The sequence below is a fragment of the Janthinobacterium sp. 1_2014MBL_MicDiv genome, assembly GCF_001865675.1.
Lineage (GTDB): Bacteria > Pseudomonadota > Gammaproteobacteria > Burkholderiales > Burkholderiaceae_D > Janthinobacterium.
Window position 1 is genome coordinate 5,081,727 of the sequence record NZ_CP011319.1, and the last position, 14,989, is coordinate 5,096,715.

Below are 14,989 nucleotides of genomic sequence, written 5' to 3' on the forward strand. Positions count from 1 at the left end.
CTTCATTTTTTCTCATCTCCTTTTTTACCGCGGATCAGGGACTCGGGATGACGTTCCAGGTAATCCGACAGGGCATTCAGCGATTGCAGGGTCTGCGTCAGCTGCTGCAAGGCCTGGCGCACATCGGACTGCAGCGGCGAATCCTTTTGCAGCACCTGCTCGGCCGTGCCGAAGGTCTGCTTCGCCGCCGTCAGGGTGTCGCGCATTTCCGGCACCACCTGGCCATCGAGCTGCTTGAACAGGGTGTTGGCCTGCTTGATGGTGGCGTTCAGGTTGTTGCCGATCTCGGCGTACGGCACCTGGTCCAGTTTGCGCGCGATGCTGGCGATCTGCGTCTGCAATTCATCCAGGGTATTCGGCACGGTCGGCACTTCCAGCGGATACTTGTTCAGGTCCAGCGCCACCTTCGGCGCTTTCGGGAAGAAGTCCAGCGCGATATACAGCTGGCTGGTCAGCAGGTTGCCCGTGCGCAGCTGGGCGCGCAGGCCGCGGCTGACCATGCGCTCCATCAGCTGGTGGCCGGCCGAGCCTTCCGCATCGTCGACGGCCGCCTTGAAGCGCATGCCCAGGCGCGCCGGGTACAGGTTGACCGTCACCGGCATGCGGAAGTTCTTCTTCACAGGATCGAATTCGATGCCGACCGAACGCACTTCGCCCAGCACGATGCCGCGGAAGTCCACCGTGGCGCCGGGCTGCAAGCCGCGCAGGGACTGGTCGAAATAGAACACGGTGGTAATGGCCTCGCCATCGGGTTCGCGCATGGCGCTGGCCTCGTCGGCCGCCAGGCGGTAGCTGGTGCCGGCCGGCGCCGGCTCTTCCGGCTTGCGGCCGTTTTCCGCCTCGAAGGCGATGCCGCCCACCAGCATGGCGGCCAGCGATTGCGTGTTCAACTTGAAGCCGTTGGAATCGAGGCGCACGTCGACGCCGCTGGCATGCCACCAGCGCGCGTTCTTGCCGACGAATTGATCGTACGGGGCATTGACGAAGACCGACATGGTGATGCCGTTGCCGTCCTTGTCCAGCGCGAAGCTGACCACCTTGCCCACGCGCAGGCGGTGGAAGAACAGGGGCGAGCCCACGTCGACGGAACCGAGGCTGTCCGCATGCAGGGTGTACAGCTTGCCCTTCTGGTCGCCGGCCACGGCGGGCGGATTTTCCATGCCGACGAATCTGTCTTTCTTCGCTTCCGACTTGCCCGTGTCGACGCCGATATACGCGCCCGACAGCAAGGTGCCCAGGCCCGTCACGCCGCTGGCGCCGATCTGCGGGCGCACCACCCAGAAGCGCGAATCGGCCGTGGCGAAGCGGCGCGCTTCCTTGCTCATGTCGATCGTCACCTGCACCTTGGTCAGGTCGTCATCGAGGGTAATGGCGCGCACCTGGCCGATGTCGACATCCTTGTACTTGACCTTGGTCTTGCCCGGCTCCAGGCCTTCGGCGCTGGTGAAGCTGACCGTCACCGTGGGGCCCTGGTCGAGGATGGACTTGGCGGCCAGGCCCGCGCCGATCAGCGCGGCCAGCAACGGAATGAGCCACACCAGCGACGGCAGCCAGCGGCTGGCCGGATCCACATCGGGTTCGGGCAGTGGCCGCGCACCGGTTTCGGCAAGGTCGCCCGCTTCTTTGTCAGACATGCTGTTCTCCAATCACTGTATTGTTTCCGGTATTTTTGCTATTTGGCGCAAGCCTGGCACGCTCTTCATCCTCGGCCGCCCTGTCATCGACGGGGTCCCAGATCAGGCGCGGGTCGAACTGCATCGCCGCCAGCATGGTCAGCACCACCACCGCGCCAAAGGCCAGCGCGCCAGGGCCGGCCGTGATCACGGCCAGCGACTTGAAGCGCACCAGCGCCACCGTCAGGGTGACGACAAAGATATCGAGCATGGACCAGCGGCCGATGAATTCAACCATGCGGTACAGGATGGTGCGCTGGCGCGGCCGCCAGCGCGAGCGCCGCTGCGCCGTCCAGGCCAGCAGCGCCAGCACGCCCAGTTTCAACATCGGCACGACCACGCTGGCGATGAAAATGATGATGGCCAGGCCTTTCGAGCCGCTGGTCCAGAAGAGAACGACGCCGCTCATGATGGTATCGTCCTGTGCGCCAAACAGCGATTGCGTGACCATCACGGGCAGCAGATTGGCGGGGATGTACAGGATCATGGCGGCGATCAGCAGGGCCCAGGTGCGGCTGATGCTGTTTGGCTTGCGCACGTGCAGGGCCGAGCCGCAGCGCGCGCACTCCAGGTGTTTGCCCTTGACCAAAGGCGGCGCCACCAGGCCGCACGCATGGCAGGGCACGACCTTCTCGCCGGGCGCAAAGGCCTTGTAGCGGATGCCGGGCAGCGCTTGCCGCGTCAGGTCGTCGCCCAGGTTCCACAGCGCCTTCGGGTCGAACGAAACGACGATGGCCAGCATCAGCGTCAGCGCGCCAAACGCGAACAGGCCAGGTTGCGGCACCACGGTGGCCAAGCTCGTCATCTTGACGACGGTGATCAGGATGCCGATCATCAGCACTTCCGTCATGCCCCACTCGCGCGCCGTCTGCACGGCGCGCAGCACGCGGTTGAAGCCGGGAACCCTCACGCCCAGGCGCAGGCCCAGCGCCACATACAGCAGGGAGCCGAGCTCGATGGCGGGAAAGAGGATGGTAAACAGGAAGACCATCGTCGCCACGATGTGCATCTGTTCGGACCACAGCACGCGGATGGAACCGAGCAAGGTGGCGCTGGAAGTCAGGCCGTTGACGTCGAGTTCGACGATGGAAAAGAACTGGGCGATCAGGAAGACCAGGGCGGCGCCCAGGGTCAGCGCCACCACCTTGGTCAATTCGGCCGGCGCGCCCCGCGCATGGGCGCCCCGGTACAGCACCGAGCGGCAACGGATGCAGCGCGCCTTTTCGCGTGGACGCAGCGGACGTTTGCGGTACAGCACGCCGCAGTCATGACAGCTAATCAGGTCGTATCGGTGCACAGTGTGAAGTTTGCCGGCGCGCGAGCGCGACTATCTCATGTCAATGCCAGCTATCATATTACATAGTTGGCATTTTCCTGCACTGCAGCACTATTTATTGATGCCCCCTCAACAATGCCTCGACCGCGCGGCCAATCTGCAGCACCCGTTCATCCGCGCCAGCCAGGCCGCAGATGCCCAGCCCCACGGGCAGCGTGCCTTCCTCGTGACACGGCAGCGACAGCGCGCAGCCATCGAGGAAGTTGATCGCGCTGGCGTTGCGCAGCACCAGGCCATTCGTGGCGAAGAAGGTGGCGTCATCGGCTTCGAGCGGCGCGACTTCCGGCGCCACGATGGCCACGCTGGGCATCAGCCAGGCGTCATAGGGCGCCAGGCGCCGTCTGGCGATGGCGATCAGGCGCGCGCGCGCATCGAGCAAGTCGATGTAGTCTGCCGCTCCCTGCTGCTGGCCGCGGCGGATGCGCGCCGCCACGCGCTGGTCGTACTGCGCGCCCTGCGCTTCAAGCAGCGCGCGGTGCCAGTGCCAGGCTTCGGCCGCCACCAGTCCGCCGCCGCCATTGATCGTCGGCAGCTCCAGCAGTTCGGGAAAATCGAACTGCCCTACCTGCGCGCCTGCCGCGCGCAATGCATCCAGCGCGCGCTCAAACGCCTGCTGCACCTGCGGTTCGACATTGGCGCCCACGTAGTCCAGGGTAAAGCCGAAGCGCAGTCCCTTCAGTGCGGGCGCGCCATCGGCGATCTCCTGGCCCGACAGCGCCGCATACAAAATCGCGCAGCAATCGACGCTGCGCGCGATGGGACCGGCCGAATCGAGCGAACGCGACAGGGGCACCGTGCCGGCCAGCGGCACGGTCGCCGCCGTCGGCTTGAAACCCGTCAAGCCGCAAAAGGCGGACGGGATGCGGATCGAGCCGCCCGTGTCCGTGCCCAGGGCACCTGCCGCCATCTCCAGCGCCACCGTGACGGCGCCGCCCGAGGTGGAGCCGCCGGCCACGCGCGCGCGGTCGTGCGGATGGCGCGGCGTGCCGTAATGGGGATTCAGGCCCAGGCCGGAAAAGGCGAATTCGCTCATGTTGGTACGTCCCAGCAGGATGGCGCCTGCCGCGCGCAGGCGCGCCACGGCTGGCGCATCGGCGTCGGCCGGTGGCGCGTCGGCCAGCGCCTGCGAGGCGGCGCTGCTGGTCTGCCCCCGCACGTCGAACAGGTCCTTGATCGAGATGGGCACGCCGGCCAGCGGCGAACGCACCAGGCCAGCGGCGCGCGCCGCATCGCTGGCACGCGCCTCGGCCAGCGCCTGCTCGCCATCGAGGCTGACATACGCATGGCCGCCCTGCGCGCGGTGCGCCTCGGCGCGCGCCAGCATGCGCTGCGTCAGTTCCACGCTGGTGATGCGGCCGGCAGCCAGGTCGGCCGCCAGTTCACGGATGGTCTTGCTCATTGTCTTATCCTTCCACGGGCAGGGTTTGCACGGCATAGCGGTGCTGCAGGCGGCGCTGCAAGGCTGGATCATACAGCTCCAGCTCGAAGGCGTCGCCGTGGCCCATCTCGCCGATGATCGGCTGCGTGCCGCAGAACATGGCGCTGCCCAGCGGCAGGCTGCCTTGTCCCGTGTAACGCAGGATCAGGTCTTCCGGCGACAGCATGCGCGTCACTGGGCCATCCTGGTACAGCGCCGGCACGCCATCGCGCTCGCGCCAGGAGCGCATCTGCAGCTGGTCCCAATGCCCTGCCACGTCCGCATAGCGCCACAGGGTGTCGCCCACGGGCTTGCCGCACATCTGCTTCGACACCGTCACGCCGTAGCTTTCCACCTTGCGGTCCGTGTGGTCGGAACCTATCCCCACCAGCAAGCCATATGCGGTGGAAAACAGCACGAATTCCGCTTCGCCCGAGGAATCGCTGCCCGGCACTTCGATGCCGGCATCGCTGGACAGCAGCGCCGCCGCGACCCGGTAAAACGTCGGCACGCTTTTCGGCCGCGCCACGCCGATGGCTTCCAGTTCGGCGATATGGTGTTCGACCATGGCCATGTCGCGCCCCGTCCAGCCGGCGATGATCAGTTGATCGATGTCGAAGGTGACGGGGCCGTGGCCGGCCAGTTGAAAACTCAATGTTGTCATGATTTTATTCCTCAAGAGGGCCGCGGCCCGTTTCGCGCGCCGCGAAAACTGCCGCGCCGGTGATCAGCAAGGCCGCCGCCACGTACAGCGAGACGGCCATGGTGCTGTTGTACGAGCGGTACAGGCTGGCGATGACGAGGGGCGCGAAGCCGCCGCCGATGACGCCGGCCAGGGTATAGGCCAGCGAGGATCCCGCATAGCGCACCTTGGTGGGAAATTGCTCGATGACGAAGGCCGCTTGCGGGCCGTACATGATGGCGTGGATGACCAGGCCCACGACGACGGCCGTGACGATGGCCGCCGGGCTGGCCGTATCGAGCAGGGTGAAAAAGGCAAACGCCCACACGAGACCAAGCACGGCGCCCAGCGCATACACGGGACGGCGGCCGATCCTGTCCGACAGCGCGCCAAAGACAGGCACCGCCAGCGCATTGCAGGCCGTGCCGATCATGATGGCGGTGAGGGCCAGGGTCGACGACAGGTGCAGCACGGTCGTCACGTACGTCAGGGTGAACACCACCACCAGCGCGTACAGCACGTCCGAACCGATGCGCACGCCGCCGGCGATCAGCAAACGGCGCCAGTAGATGCGCAGCACGTCGCCGATCGGCGCTTCCGCCTTCGCATCCTGCTGGTCGAGTTCCTTGAACAGCGGGGTTTCATCGATGCCGCTGCGTATCCACATGCCGAAGGCCACCAGCAGCAGGCTGGCGATGAACGGCATGCGCCAGCCCCAGTCCATGAACGCTTCATGCGGCAGCAGGTAGGTGATCAGGCCGATACAGCCGGTTGCCAGCAAGGTGCCGAACGACGGTCCCACCTGCGTCCACGAGGCATTGCGGCCCCGCTTGTCCGCTGCCCCGTGTTCGACGGAGATCAGCACGGCGCCGGCCCATTCGCCGCCCAGCGCGATGCCCTGCACGAAGCGCAGCGCCACCAGCAGGATCGGGCTCCAGATGCCGGCCGTCGCATAGGTGGGCAAGAGTCCCATCAGGCCTGTCGTCACGCCCATCAGCATCAGGGTCACCACCAGCACCCAGCGCCGTCCCAGCTTGTCGCCCAGGTGGCCGAAGATTACGCCGCCGATGGGACGCGAGATATAGCCGACCGCATACGTGGAAAAGGCCAGGATGGTGCCCGTCAGCGGATCGAACGAGGGAAAGAACAGGTGGTTGAAGATCAGCGCGGCCATGGTGTTGTAGACGGTGAAGTCATACCATTCCAGGGTCGTGCCGACCATGCTGGCCGTGGCCAGGCGGCCCGTCTTGGGTTTCTCGCCCGCTGCAGCGGCATGCGCGCCGGCATGCTTGCTGCCCTGCGCCGCGGTGTGCGTGGTGGTGTGTGTGGTCATTGCCTACCTCTCTCGTCAGTTTTATTGCAGGCCCGGCGCAGGATGCTTTGCCCTGCGCCGTGGCCCGTGTCTCGTGTTATCAGTGCCGGCAAGATGCACGGGCCCGTGTCAGGCAGCGTGCAGGTCGGCTTCGCGCAATTGCCAGGACAGCTGCAGGATGGCCGCATCCGCCGGATTCAGTCCCAGCCCTGCGCTGGCCGCATCAACGGCCGCCAGGGCTGCCGCCTCCGACGACGCGTCGATCAGGAAGATCGGGTCGAGCACGCGGCCTTCCTTCCGCTCTGCCGGCAGGGGGCCGGACAGGCTGGCATCGGGCGTCAGCAGCCGCGTGGCGATCACGCCGTCGATCTGCAGCAATGTCGCGCCCAGCGCGGCCATGCCGGCCACCGCCTGCGCGTCCTGGCCGATGGCTGCCGCACCAAGGCGCAGCACGGCCAGCCAGGCGCCCGTACCCATGCCCGTTTCCGCCTCGATGGCGCAGACGCGGCGCATCGGGTCGACCATGCGCTGCAGATTCGTCACCGACCATGGCGTCTGCTGGCCGAAGGCCTTGAAATAATCGGCAGTCTGGAACGCGTCCAGCGAGACGGTGCGGTACAGGCCCAGGTACTTGCGGGGACCGCGCACGCTCTGGTAGCGCGTGCCGCTGACAAAACCGGGAATGCGCACACGCTCTTCCACGTGTTCGCGGTCGTACCAGCGGTTGAAATCGAGTTCGTGTTCCGGGTCGGCGCTGGTCCAGACAAACAGGATGCCGGGCAAGGTGGTGGTGGACGTCGTCATGATGGTTCCGTTTGCGTAGTAAGTGGATGCAAACCCAGAATAGGTGGCCTGCAACGGCTTGGCAAACGGGTTATTCTGAACGCGACTGATAAGTTTTTCTTGTGGGTCGCGGCGATTACAGCAACTTAATTGTCACGTTAATTGTCACGTCCGCGCGCCGGCGCCATATTCCTCGCCCAGGCCCAGCGTGAACCTGGCCGCCTCCTCGCACGCCAGCATGGCCACCAGCTGGATCGCTTCCGTGGTGATGTCCTCGCTGTAGCTGATGACGATGCGCTGCGGCGCCAGCGCGCTGGCGCAGGGGATCAGGGCGATGTTGCCCTGCTCGATTTCCTCGCGCAGGGGCGCCAGCGGCAGCACGGCGATGCCGAAGCCCGCCTTCACCAGGCGCACGATGGCGGAAATCGAGCTGACGCAGTGGACCCGCCCCAGCTGCACGCCCTCGTCCTGGCACAGCGCCTTTAACGCGGAATGCGGCTGCGAACCGCGGTTCATGGTGATGATCGGGTGCTGCGCCAGTTGCGCCACCGTGAACGGCGTACCCGTGTCCGGCCAGTCGGCCTTTCGGCCCGCCCAGCCCATGGCGATGGCGCCGCTGCCCGTGCTGCGGATATGGTCGCCCGTCAGCATGTCCGTCTGCAGCGCGATATCGAGTTCGCCCTGCTGCAGCTGTTCGTGCAGGCGGCGCGTCGATTCGGACGTCAGCTGGATCTCGATGCCGGGATAGCGCTCCTGCACGCGCTGCAGGAACGGGATCAGCCAGGTATGCACGATGGTTTCAATGACGCCGATGCGCACTTCGCCCGTGATCAGCGCGGGCGAGGAATTGGCCGCATACATGTCGCGGCACAGTTCCAGCATGCGCTCGGCATAGACGAGCAGGTTGCGCCCGGCGAAGGTCAGGCGGATTTCACGCGCGTCGCGGTCGAACAGCCGCGTGCCGAAATCCTGCTCCAGCGAGGCGATGCGGTTGGAGATGGCCGCTTGCGTGATGTGCAGCTTGTCGGCGGCCGTGCGGAAGCTGCCCAGCCGCGCGGCCCAGACGAACGCTTCGAGAAAACGGGTATTCAATTTGGCTCTTCAATCAATGGGGCTCTTCTTCACAGTGTGAGTATCCTCCCCATTGTAAGCCAAAGTCCCCGGCCCTATTTCTGCGCCAGGAAGTCGAGCAAGGTCAGGGCAACGATCTTGCTGGCCTTGCGCAAGTCGTCCAGCGCCAGGCGCTCGTCGGCCTTCTTCGCATTCGATTCGGGCACCGTGCGCGGGCCGGCGCCATACAGCACGGCCGGTATGCCCCGCTCGCCATACAGGCGCGCATCCGCATACAGCGGCGTGCCGACGGCGGGAATGGTTTCGCCGAGAATGGCTTGCGCATTCCTTTGCAGGCTGCCCACCAGCTGCTCGGATCCGGGCAAGGGACGCAGCGCATGCGACAGCAGCAGGCGGCGGATCTCGATGCGGATGCCCGGCTCGCCGCGCACGGCGTCTTCGATCAGCGCGCGCACCTGCGCCTCCACCGCCACCGGGTCTTCTTCCGGGATCATGCGGCGGTCCATCTTCATGACCACCTTGCCCGGCACCACATTGGTATTCGTGCCGCCGTCGATGCGCCCCACCAGCATGGTGGGCGAGTCGATGCCCGCCACCCTGGATTTGATCTTTTTCAGCGCCGGCAGCTGGCCATAGATGGCGTTGAGGATCTTGCTGGCCGCCTGCAGCGCGTCATGGCCCGTCTCCGGCATGGAACCGTGGCCGGCCTTGCCGTGCACGGTGATTTCCAGCTGCAGGCAGGCGTTGTGCGCGGTGACGATGCCGTAGCTGAAACCGGCCGCGATGACGAAATCGGGCTTGGTCAGCTGCTGCTCCAGCAGCCAGCCCGGCCCCAGCAAGCCGCCGAATTCCTCGTCATACGTGAAGTGCAGTTCCAGCTGGCCTTGCAACGGGATACCCAGCGCCTCCAGGGCGCGCGCGGCAAACACATAGGTGGCGAAATCGCCCTTCGAGACGGCCGTCGCGCGGCCATACATATAGCCGCCGTCGATCTGCCCGCCATACGGCGGATACGTCCAGTTGTCGCCGGGCGGCACCACGTCGCCATGCGCATTCAGGGCCACCGTCGGACCGCCTGCCGCATACGGCCGGCGCACGATCAGGTTGGTGATGCTCTGCATGCCATACGCCTCGACCTGCTCCTGTGGGACCGCGTGTTTTTCCGCCTGCCAGCCATACGCCTGCAGCAGCTGCGCCACCAGTTCCGCGTGCGGCGCGTTGTTGCCGGGCGGCGTGTCCGTCGGCTGCTGCACCACCTTCTGCAAAAATGCGACTTCCTCGTCGAAGTGTTCGTCGATCCAGGCCGTGATCCGTTCCGCGTGCATTGTCATTTTGCTCCTTGCATGGTCTGTTGCAGCCAGGCGCCCAATTCAGTGCGCTCGGCTTCCGTCATATTGGTCAGGTTCCCGATCGGCATGGCTTTCAGCTCGATGGCCTGCTTGTAAATCTGCGCCGCGTGCTGGCGGATTTCGCCTTCATTATCCAGCATCATGCCAGCCGGCGCCGTGGCGAAACCTGGCTGCGTGGGCTGGGCCGAATGGCAGGTGGCACAGCGCTGGGCGATGATGGCGTGCACGCTCCTGAACTGCGCGGCAGGATCCACCACCGGTGCCGCCGCCACGGCCACGGGCGCTTTCGGCGCGATGGCCACGGCCACGGCCAGCAACAGGGCCACGCCGATGGCCGGGTAGCGCCACTCGACCCGCCCCTTGTGGCGCAGGTTGAAGAAGTGGCGGATGAAGACGCCGGCCGCCATGATCAGCGCCAGCACCAGCCAGGCGTGATCGTTGCGGTAGGTCATCGCGTAGTGGTTGCTGATCATGATGAACAGCACGGGTAGCGTGAAATAATTGTTATGCACGCTGCGCTGCTTGGCTTTCAGGCCGTATTGGGGGTCGGGCAGCTTGCCGGCGGCCATGGCTTCGACCATCTTGCGCTGGCCGGGAATGATCAGCATCAGCACATTGGCCACCATGATGGTGCCGATCATGGCGCCCACGTGGATGTAGGCGGCGCGCCCGCTGAGCAGATGCGTGAGCACATATGCGGCGCCGACGATCAGCGCGAACACCGTCACGCCGAACCACAGCTCGTATTGCGCCAGCTTCGAACGGCACAGCAGGTCGTACACGGTCCAGCCAATGACGAGGGTGGCGATGCCGATGCCGACGGCCTGGCCGCTGGAGATATCGGCCACGGATTTGTCGATCATCATGGCCTGCGCATTGAAGTAATACGCGATGGTCAGCAGCGCAAAACCGGACAGCCAGGTGGAATACGCTTCCCACTTGAACCAGTGCAGTTCCTTCGGCAATTCGGCGGGCGCCACCAGGTATTTTTGCGGATGATAAAAGCCGCCGCCGTGCACGGCCCACAGTTCGCCCGACACGCCCTTCTTCGCCAGCTCGGAGCCGGGCGCGGGCGGGCGGATCGAGTTGTCGAGCCAGACAAAATAAAAGGAAGCGCCGATCCAGGCGATGCCCGTGATGACGTGCAACCAGCGGACGATCAGGTTCAGCCATTCAAGGCCGTATGGGATCAGGTAAGCGAATACTTCCATAAATTTCCTCGAGTCAGACCGAACCAATATTCGTGCCAATCTACACAAGATAAACGGATTTGCCGCCCATCACATGAAAAATATCGTATATTTGACATATTCAATTCGATATACAACAGAGCCGCCGCCACATGTCCAGCCTGCCGCAACACCTCGACCTGCACCTGATCCGCATCCTCTACCTGCTGCTGGTGGAAAAGAATGTCTCGCGCGTGGCGCTCAAACTCAATCAGCCGCAGCCGTCGATTTCCGCCTCCTTGCGCAAGCTGCGCGAATTGACGGGCGACCCGCTGCTCGTGCGCGGCGCGCGCGGCATGGTGCCCACGCAGCATGGCGAAAGCCTGCTCAACCCGGCCAAGCGCATCCTCGACCAGACGGAAAGCCTGTTCGTCAAGAAGACGCCGTTCGTGGCACAGGAAGAGGCGCGCACCTTCCATATCGCCGCGCCCGACTACCTGGACAGCCAGTTCCTGCCCAACGTGGTGGCCCTGCTGCGTCGCGGCTCGCCGAAAAGCCGCGTCGTGCTGCACAGCCTGGGGCCGGGCATCGACCATATCCGCCAGCTGTCCGATGGGGGGCTGGACCTGGTCATCGCCAACTGGGACGAGCCGCCCGCGCATCTGCACATCTCGAAGCTGTTCGAAGACCCGATCATCTGCGCCATGCATGCGGAAAACGCCTATGCGCGGCGCACGGCCAGCGACGCCATGACGCTGGACGACTATCTGAGCCTGCCCCACGTGGCGCCGTCGCAGATGATGCCGGGCTACCACGGCGTGATCGATTCCTTCCTGGAGCGCCAGAACCTGCAGCGCAACGTGGTGGTGGAATCGGCGTATTTCGGCCTGATTCCCTACATGCTGACGCAGACCGACCTGGTGCTCACCACGGGCCGGCAATTCATGCGCTTCTATGAAAAGACACTGCCGCTGAAAACGTATACCGTGCCATTGAAATTCCCGCCCATGCGCTTTTACCAGCTGTGGCACCAGCGCGTGCACCAGGCGCCCGAGCACAAATGGCTGCGCGACCAGGTCAGCGCCGCGGCCAAGGCGCTGGTACAGCGATAGCTGCTATCAGCGCGCGCATATAATGGGCGCAGGACGGGGCGCTATCATCACCGCTTGCATGATCGGAAAACCATGACCACCCTTTCAAACCTGAACGCCAACAGCCACGCCGGCTTCATCGAGCAGCTGCACGGCATCTATGAACATTCGCCCTGGATTGCCCAGCGGGCGGCCCCCGCCATGCCATTTTCCAGCCTGACGGCGTTGAAGACGGAATTGCAGCGCGTGCTGGCGCAAGCCTCGCCAGAAGAGCAGCTTGGGCTGATACGCGCCCATCCTGAGCTAGCAGGCAAGGCCGCCATCGCGGGACAGCTGACGGCGGAATCGACGCGCGAGCAGGCCAAGTCCGGCCTGAACCTGTGCAGTCCCGAGGAATTTTCCACGCTGCAGCGCCTCAATGGCGAATACAACGCCAAATTCGGTTTCCCCTTCATCCTGGCCGTCAAGGGCCCGACGGGCGAAGGCTTGACGCGCCAGGACATCATCACCACGTTTGCGCGGCGCCTGAAGAACCGGCGCGCCGATGAGCTGGCCGAATCGCTGCGGCAGATCAAGCGCATCGCCGAGCTGCGCCTGAACGACCTGTTCGACGTGCGCCTGGATTTCGGGCCGACCATCATGCAGCACGCCGAAACGCTGGCTGGCTGGAGCGACAGCGACTACAACCTGACCTGTGCCTACCTGACGCCGGCGCACCGGAAGACGGCCGCGCAGCTGGCCGAATGGATGGCGGAAGCAGGCATGCAGGTGCACATCGACGCCGTCGGCAATGTGGTCGGGCGCTATCTGTCCGACGTCCCCGGCGCGAAGACCCTGATGACGGGATCGCATTACGACACGGTGCGCAATGGCGGCAAGTACGATGGCCGCCTGGGCATCGTGCTGCCGATCGCCGTCGTGCGCCACCTGCACGAGCGGGGCGAGAAACTGCCGTACCATTTCGAGATCGTCGGCTTCGCCGAAGAGGAAGGGGTGCGCTTCAAGAGCACTTTCCTGGGCAGCACGGCCGTCACGGGCAAGTTCGATCTGTCGCTGCTCGATCAATGCGACACGGATGGCGTGAGCATGCGCGACGCGCTGGCCGCCGCCGGCCATGCGGCATCCGCCATCGGCGCCATCGCGCGCGATCCGGCCGACTTGCTCGGCTACGTGGAAGTGCATATCGAACAGGGCCCCGTGCTGCTCGAGCGCGACCTGCCGCTGGGGATCGTCACGGCGATCGCCGGCAGCTCGCGTTACCTGGTCAATCTGGGCGGCGTGGCCAGCCACGCGGGCACCACGCCCATGAACATGCGCAAGGATGCGGCCAGCGCCGCGGCCGAAATCATCCTGCTGGTGGAACGACGCTGCAGCCAGGGCGAAGCGCTGGTGGGCACCGTAGGCCAGCTGCAGGTGCCCAACGGCTCCGTCAACGTGATCGCCGGCGCCTGCACCCTGTCGCTCGATATCCGCGCCGCCGTCGATGCCGTGCGCCAGGCTGCCGTCGACGATATTCTGGACGGCATCGCCGCCATCTGCGCGCGGCGCCAGATCGACTACCAGCTGGAGCTGCTGCTGTCGGCGCGTGCCGCGCCATGCGCGCCATGGCTGATGGCGCAGCTGGCGCAGGCCGTGGAGTCCGTCGGCATCGAACCATATGCGCTGCTGTCGGGCGCCGGCCACGACGCCATGGCCATGGCCGCCATCACGGACGTGGCCATGCTGTTTACCCGCTGCGGCAATGGCGGCATCAGCCACAACCCGCTGGAAAGCATGACGGCCGACGACGCCGACATCGCGGCGCGCGCGCTGCTGGCGTTTTTGCGCAACTTCCAGCCGAAGCCCTAAGGCTGGCCGGCGTGGCTAAACGGCCACGGCCCGCTCGAGCATCGCGTGCAGCAGCACGTTGCAGCCCGCTTCCAGGTGCTCGGGCTTGGCGTCCTCGATTTCATTATGGCTGATGCCATCCTTGCATGGCACGAAGATCATGCCGGCCGGCGCCAGGCGGGCCGCGTAGATGGCGTCGTGACCGGCGCCCGAGACCACGTCCATCACGGAATAACCGAGTTTGGCGGTGGCATTGCGCACGGCGCCCACGCAATCGGGATGAAACGGGCATGGCGGATAATAGGAGACTCTTTCCAGTGCAATACCCAGCCCCGTCCTGTCGCGCGTGGCGTCGATGAAAGCCGTGATTTCGCCGTGCATGGTGTTGAGCAGTTCGTCGTTCACATTGCGCAGGTCGATGCTGAATTTGACTTCGCCGGGGATCACGTTGCGGCTGTTCGGGAAGACCTGCACCATGCCCACCGTACCGCGCCCGTACGGCGGGTAGCGGTTGGCAATCGCCACCACTTCCTGCATGATGGTGGTGGCCACCTGCAGCGCGTCCTTGCGCAAGCCCATGGGAGTGGGGCCCGCATGGGCTTCCATGCCCGTCACCACACAGTCGTACCACGACAGGCCCATCACGGCCGGCACCACGCCGATGACCTTGTCCGCGTCTTCCAGCACGGGGCCCTGCTCGATATGCGTCTCGAAGTAGGCGCCGATCGGATGGTCGCCCGGCACCTGCTCTCCCTTGTATCCGATGCGCGCCAGCTCCTCGCCCACCGTTTTTCCCTCCGTGTCCTTGGCTGCATATGCCGTCTCCAGCGAGAAAGCACCGCAAAATACGCCCGAGCCCATCATCACGGGCACGAAGCGCGAGCCTTCCTCGTTGGTCCAGAAGGCCACCTCGATCGGCGCCTGCGTCTTGATCTTCAGATCGTTCAGGGTGCGCACCACTTCCAGGCCCGCCAGCACGCCGTAATTGCCGTCAAACTTGCCGCCCGTGGGCTGCGTGTCGATATGGCTGCCCGTCATCACGGGCGGCAAGGTATTGTCCGTGCCGTCGCGGCGCATGAACACATTGCCGATCTGGTCGATGGTGATGCTCATGCCGGCCTCGCGGCCCCAGCCCACCACCAGATCGCGGCCCTGCTTGTCCAGGTCCGTCAGGGCCAGGCGCTTGACGCCACCCTTCACTGTCGCGCCGATCCGCGCCAGTTCCATCAGCGCCGCCCACAATCGTTCGCCATTGATGCGTAGATCATCCATTGCTGTC

12 protein-coding genes are annotated in these 14,989 nt (G+C 65.1%); 2 read left to right on the forward strand and 10 right to left on the reverse strand.

The window, feature by feature from the left end; all coding sequences use genetic code 11:
- Positions 1–2: 2 nt before the first annotated feature.
- The 9 genes from YQ44_RS21925 to YQ44_RS21965 all read right to left on the reverse strand — a co-directional run bounded on the left by YQ44_RS21925 (position 3) and on the right by YQ44_RS21965 (position 10,834).
- Positions 3–1,634, reverse strand: coding sequence for a PqiB family protein (locus YQ44_RS21925; RefSeq protein ID WP_071325193.1), 1,632 nt, complete (start codon positions 1,632–1,634; stop codon positions 3–5).
- Complete coding sequence (locus YQ44_RS21930) at positions 1,627–2,931, reverse strand: paraquat-inducible protein A (protein ID WP_442905848.1); 1,305 nt, start codon at positions 2,929–2,931, stop codon at positions 1,627–1,629. The genes YQ44_RS21925 and YQ44_RS21930 overlap by 8 nt, the downstream gene beginning before the upstream one ends.
- A gap of 133 nt (positions 2,932–3,064) precedes the next feature.
- Positions 3,065–4,408 (reverse strand): amidase, encoded by a 1,344-nt coding sequence (locus YQ44_RS21935; protein ID WP_071325194.1) that lies wholly within the window; start codon positions 4,406–4,408, stop codon positions 3,065–3,067.
- A gap of 4 nt (positions 4,409–4,412) precedes the next feature.
- Positions 4,413–5,090, reverse strand: coding sequence for a DUF2848 domain-containing protein (locus tag YQ44_RS21940; RefSeq protein ID WP_071325195.1), 678 nt, complete (start codon positions 5,088–5,090; stop codon positions 4,413–4,415).
- A 4-nt stretch (positions 5,091–5,094) separates the two neighbouring features.
- Positions 5,095–6,441, reverse strand: coding sequence for an MFS transporter (locus YQ44_RS21945; protein WP_083412003.1), 1,347 nt, complete (start codon positions 6,439–6,441; stop codon positions 5,095–5,097).
- Positions 6,442–6,549: 108 nt separating this feature from the next.
- Positions 6,550–7,224 carry a DUF4286 family protein gene (locus tag YQ44_RS21950; protein WP_071325196.1) on the reverse strand — a complete coding sequence of 225 codons (675 nt, stop codon included), beginning with the start codon at positions 7,222–7,224 and terminating at the stop codon, positions 6,550–6,552.
- A 144-nt stretch (positions 7,225–7,368) separates the two neighbouring features.
- Positions 7,369–8,295 carry a LysR family transcriptional regulator gene (locus tag YQ44_RS21955; protein WP_071325197.1) on the reverse strand — a complete coding sequence of 309 codons (927 nt, stop codon included), beginning with the start codon at positions 8,293–8,295 and terminating at the stop codon, positions 7,369–7,371.
- A 74-nt stretch (positions 8,296–8,369) separates the two neighbouring features.
- Entirely contained in the window at positions 8,370–9,605 is a 1,236-nt protein-coding gene (locus YQ44_RS21960) for a M20/M25/M40 family metallo-hydrolase (RefSeq protein ID WP_071325198.1), read from the reverse strand.
- Positions 9,602–10,834 carry a urate hydroxylase PuuD gene (locus YQ44_RS21965; protein ID WP_071325199.1) on the reverse strand — a complete coding sequence of 411 codons (1,233 nt, stop codon included), beginning with the start codon at positions 10,832–10,834 and terminating at the stop codon, positions 9,602–9,604. The genes YQ44_RS21960 and YQ44_RS21965 overlap by 4 nt, the downstream gene beginning before the upstream one ends.
- Before the next feature lie 131 nt (positions 10,835–10,965).
- On the opposite strand from YQ44_RS21965, the gene YQ44_RS21970 reads away from it, so the two are divergent.
- Positions 10,966–11,904 carry a LysR family transcriptional regulator gene (locus YQ44_RS21970; protein ID WP_034754583.1) on the forward strand — a complete coding sequence of 313 codons (939 nt, stop codon included), beginning with the start codon at positions 10,966–10,968 and terminating at the stop codon, positions 11,902–11,904.
- 72 nt (positions 11,905–11,976) lie between these two features.
- Complete coding sequence (locus YQ44_RS21975; RefSeq protein ID WP_071325200.1) at positions 11,977–13,731, forward strand: allantoate amidohydrolase; 1,755 nt, start codon at positions 11,977–11,979, stop codon at positions 13,729–13,731.
- 15 nt (positions 13,732–13,746) lie between these two features.
- On the opposite strand, the gene YQ44_RS21980 is transcribed toward YQ44_RS21975, so the two are convergent.
- A complete protein-coding gene (locus YQ44_RS21980; protein ID WP_071325201.1) occupies positions 13,747–14,982 on the reverse strand; it encodes a Zn-dependent hydrolase in 1,236 nt (411 codons plus the stop codon).
- Positions 14,983–14,989: the final 7 nt, after the last annotated feature.

What these genes read in the sequence shown, in the direction of transcription:
- YQ44_RS21945 (WP_083412003.1), bottom strand. Translation starts at nt 6,441, where the DNA reads ATGACCACACACACCACCACGCACACCGCGGCGCAGGGCAGCAAGCAT.
- YQ44_RS21970 (WP_034754583.1), top strand. Translation starts at nt 10,966, where the DNA reads ATGTCCAGCCTGCCGCAACACCTCGACCTGCACCTGATCCGCATCCTC.
- YQ44_RS21960 (WP_071325198.1), bottom strand. Translation starts at nt 9,605, where the DNA reads ATGACAATGCACGCGGAACGGATCACGGCCTGGATCGACGAACACTTC.
- YQ44_RS21935 (WP_071325194.1), bottom strand. Translation starts at nt 4,408, where the DNA reads ATGAGCAAGACCATCCGTGAACTGGCGGCCGACCTGGCTGCCGGCCGC.
- YQ44_RS21965 (WP_071325199.1), bottom strand. Translation starts at nt 10,834, where the DNA reads ATGGAAGTATTCGCTTACCTGATCCCATACGGCCTTGAATGGCTGAAC.
- YQ44_RS21975 (WP_071325200.1), top strand. Translation starts at nt 11,977, where the DNA reads ATGACCACCCTTTCAAACCTGAACGCCAACAGCCACGCCGGCTTCATC.
- YQ44_RS21950 (WP_071325196.1), bottom strand. Translation starts at nt 7,224, where the DNA reads ATGACGACGTCCACCACCACCTTGCCCGGCATCCTGTTTGTCTGGACC.
- YQ44_RS21940 (WP_071325195.1), bottom strand. Translation starts at nt 5,090, where the DNA reads ATGACAACATTGAGTTTTCAACTGGCCGGCCACGGCCCCGTCACCTTC.
- YQ44_RS21925 (WP_071325193.1), bottom strand. Translation starts at nt 1,634, where the DNA reads ATGTCTGACAAAGAAGCGGGCGACCTTGCCGAAACCGGTGCGCGGCCA.
- YQ44_RS21980 (WP_071325201.1), bottom strand. Translation starts at nt 14,982, where the DNA reads ATGGATGATCTACGCATCAATGGCGAACGATTGTGGGCGGCGCTGATG.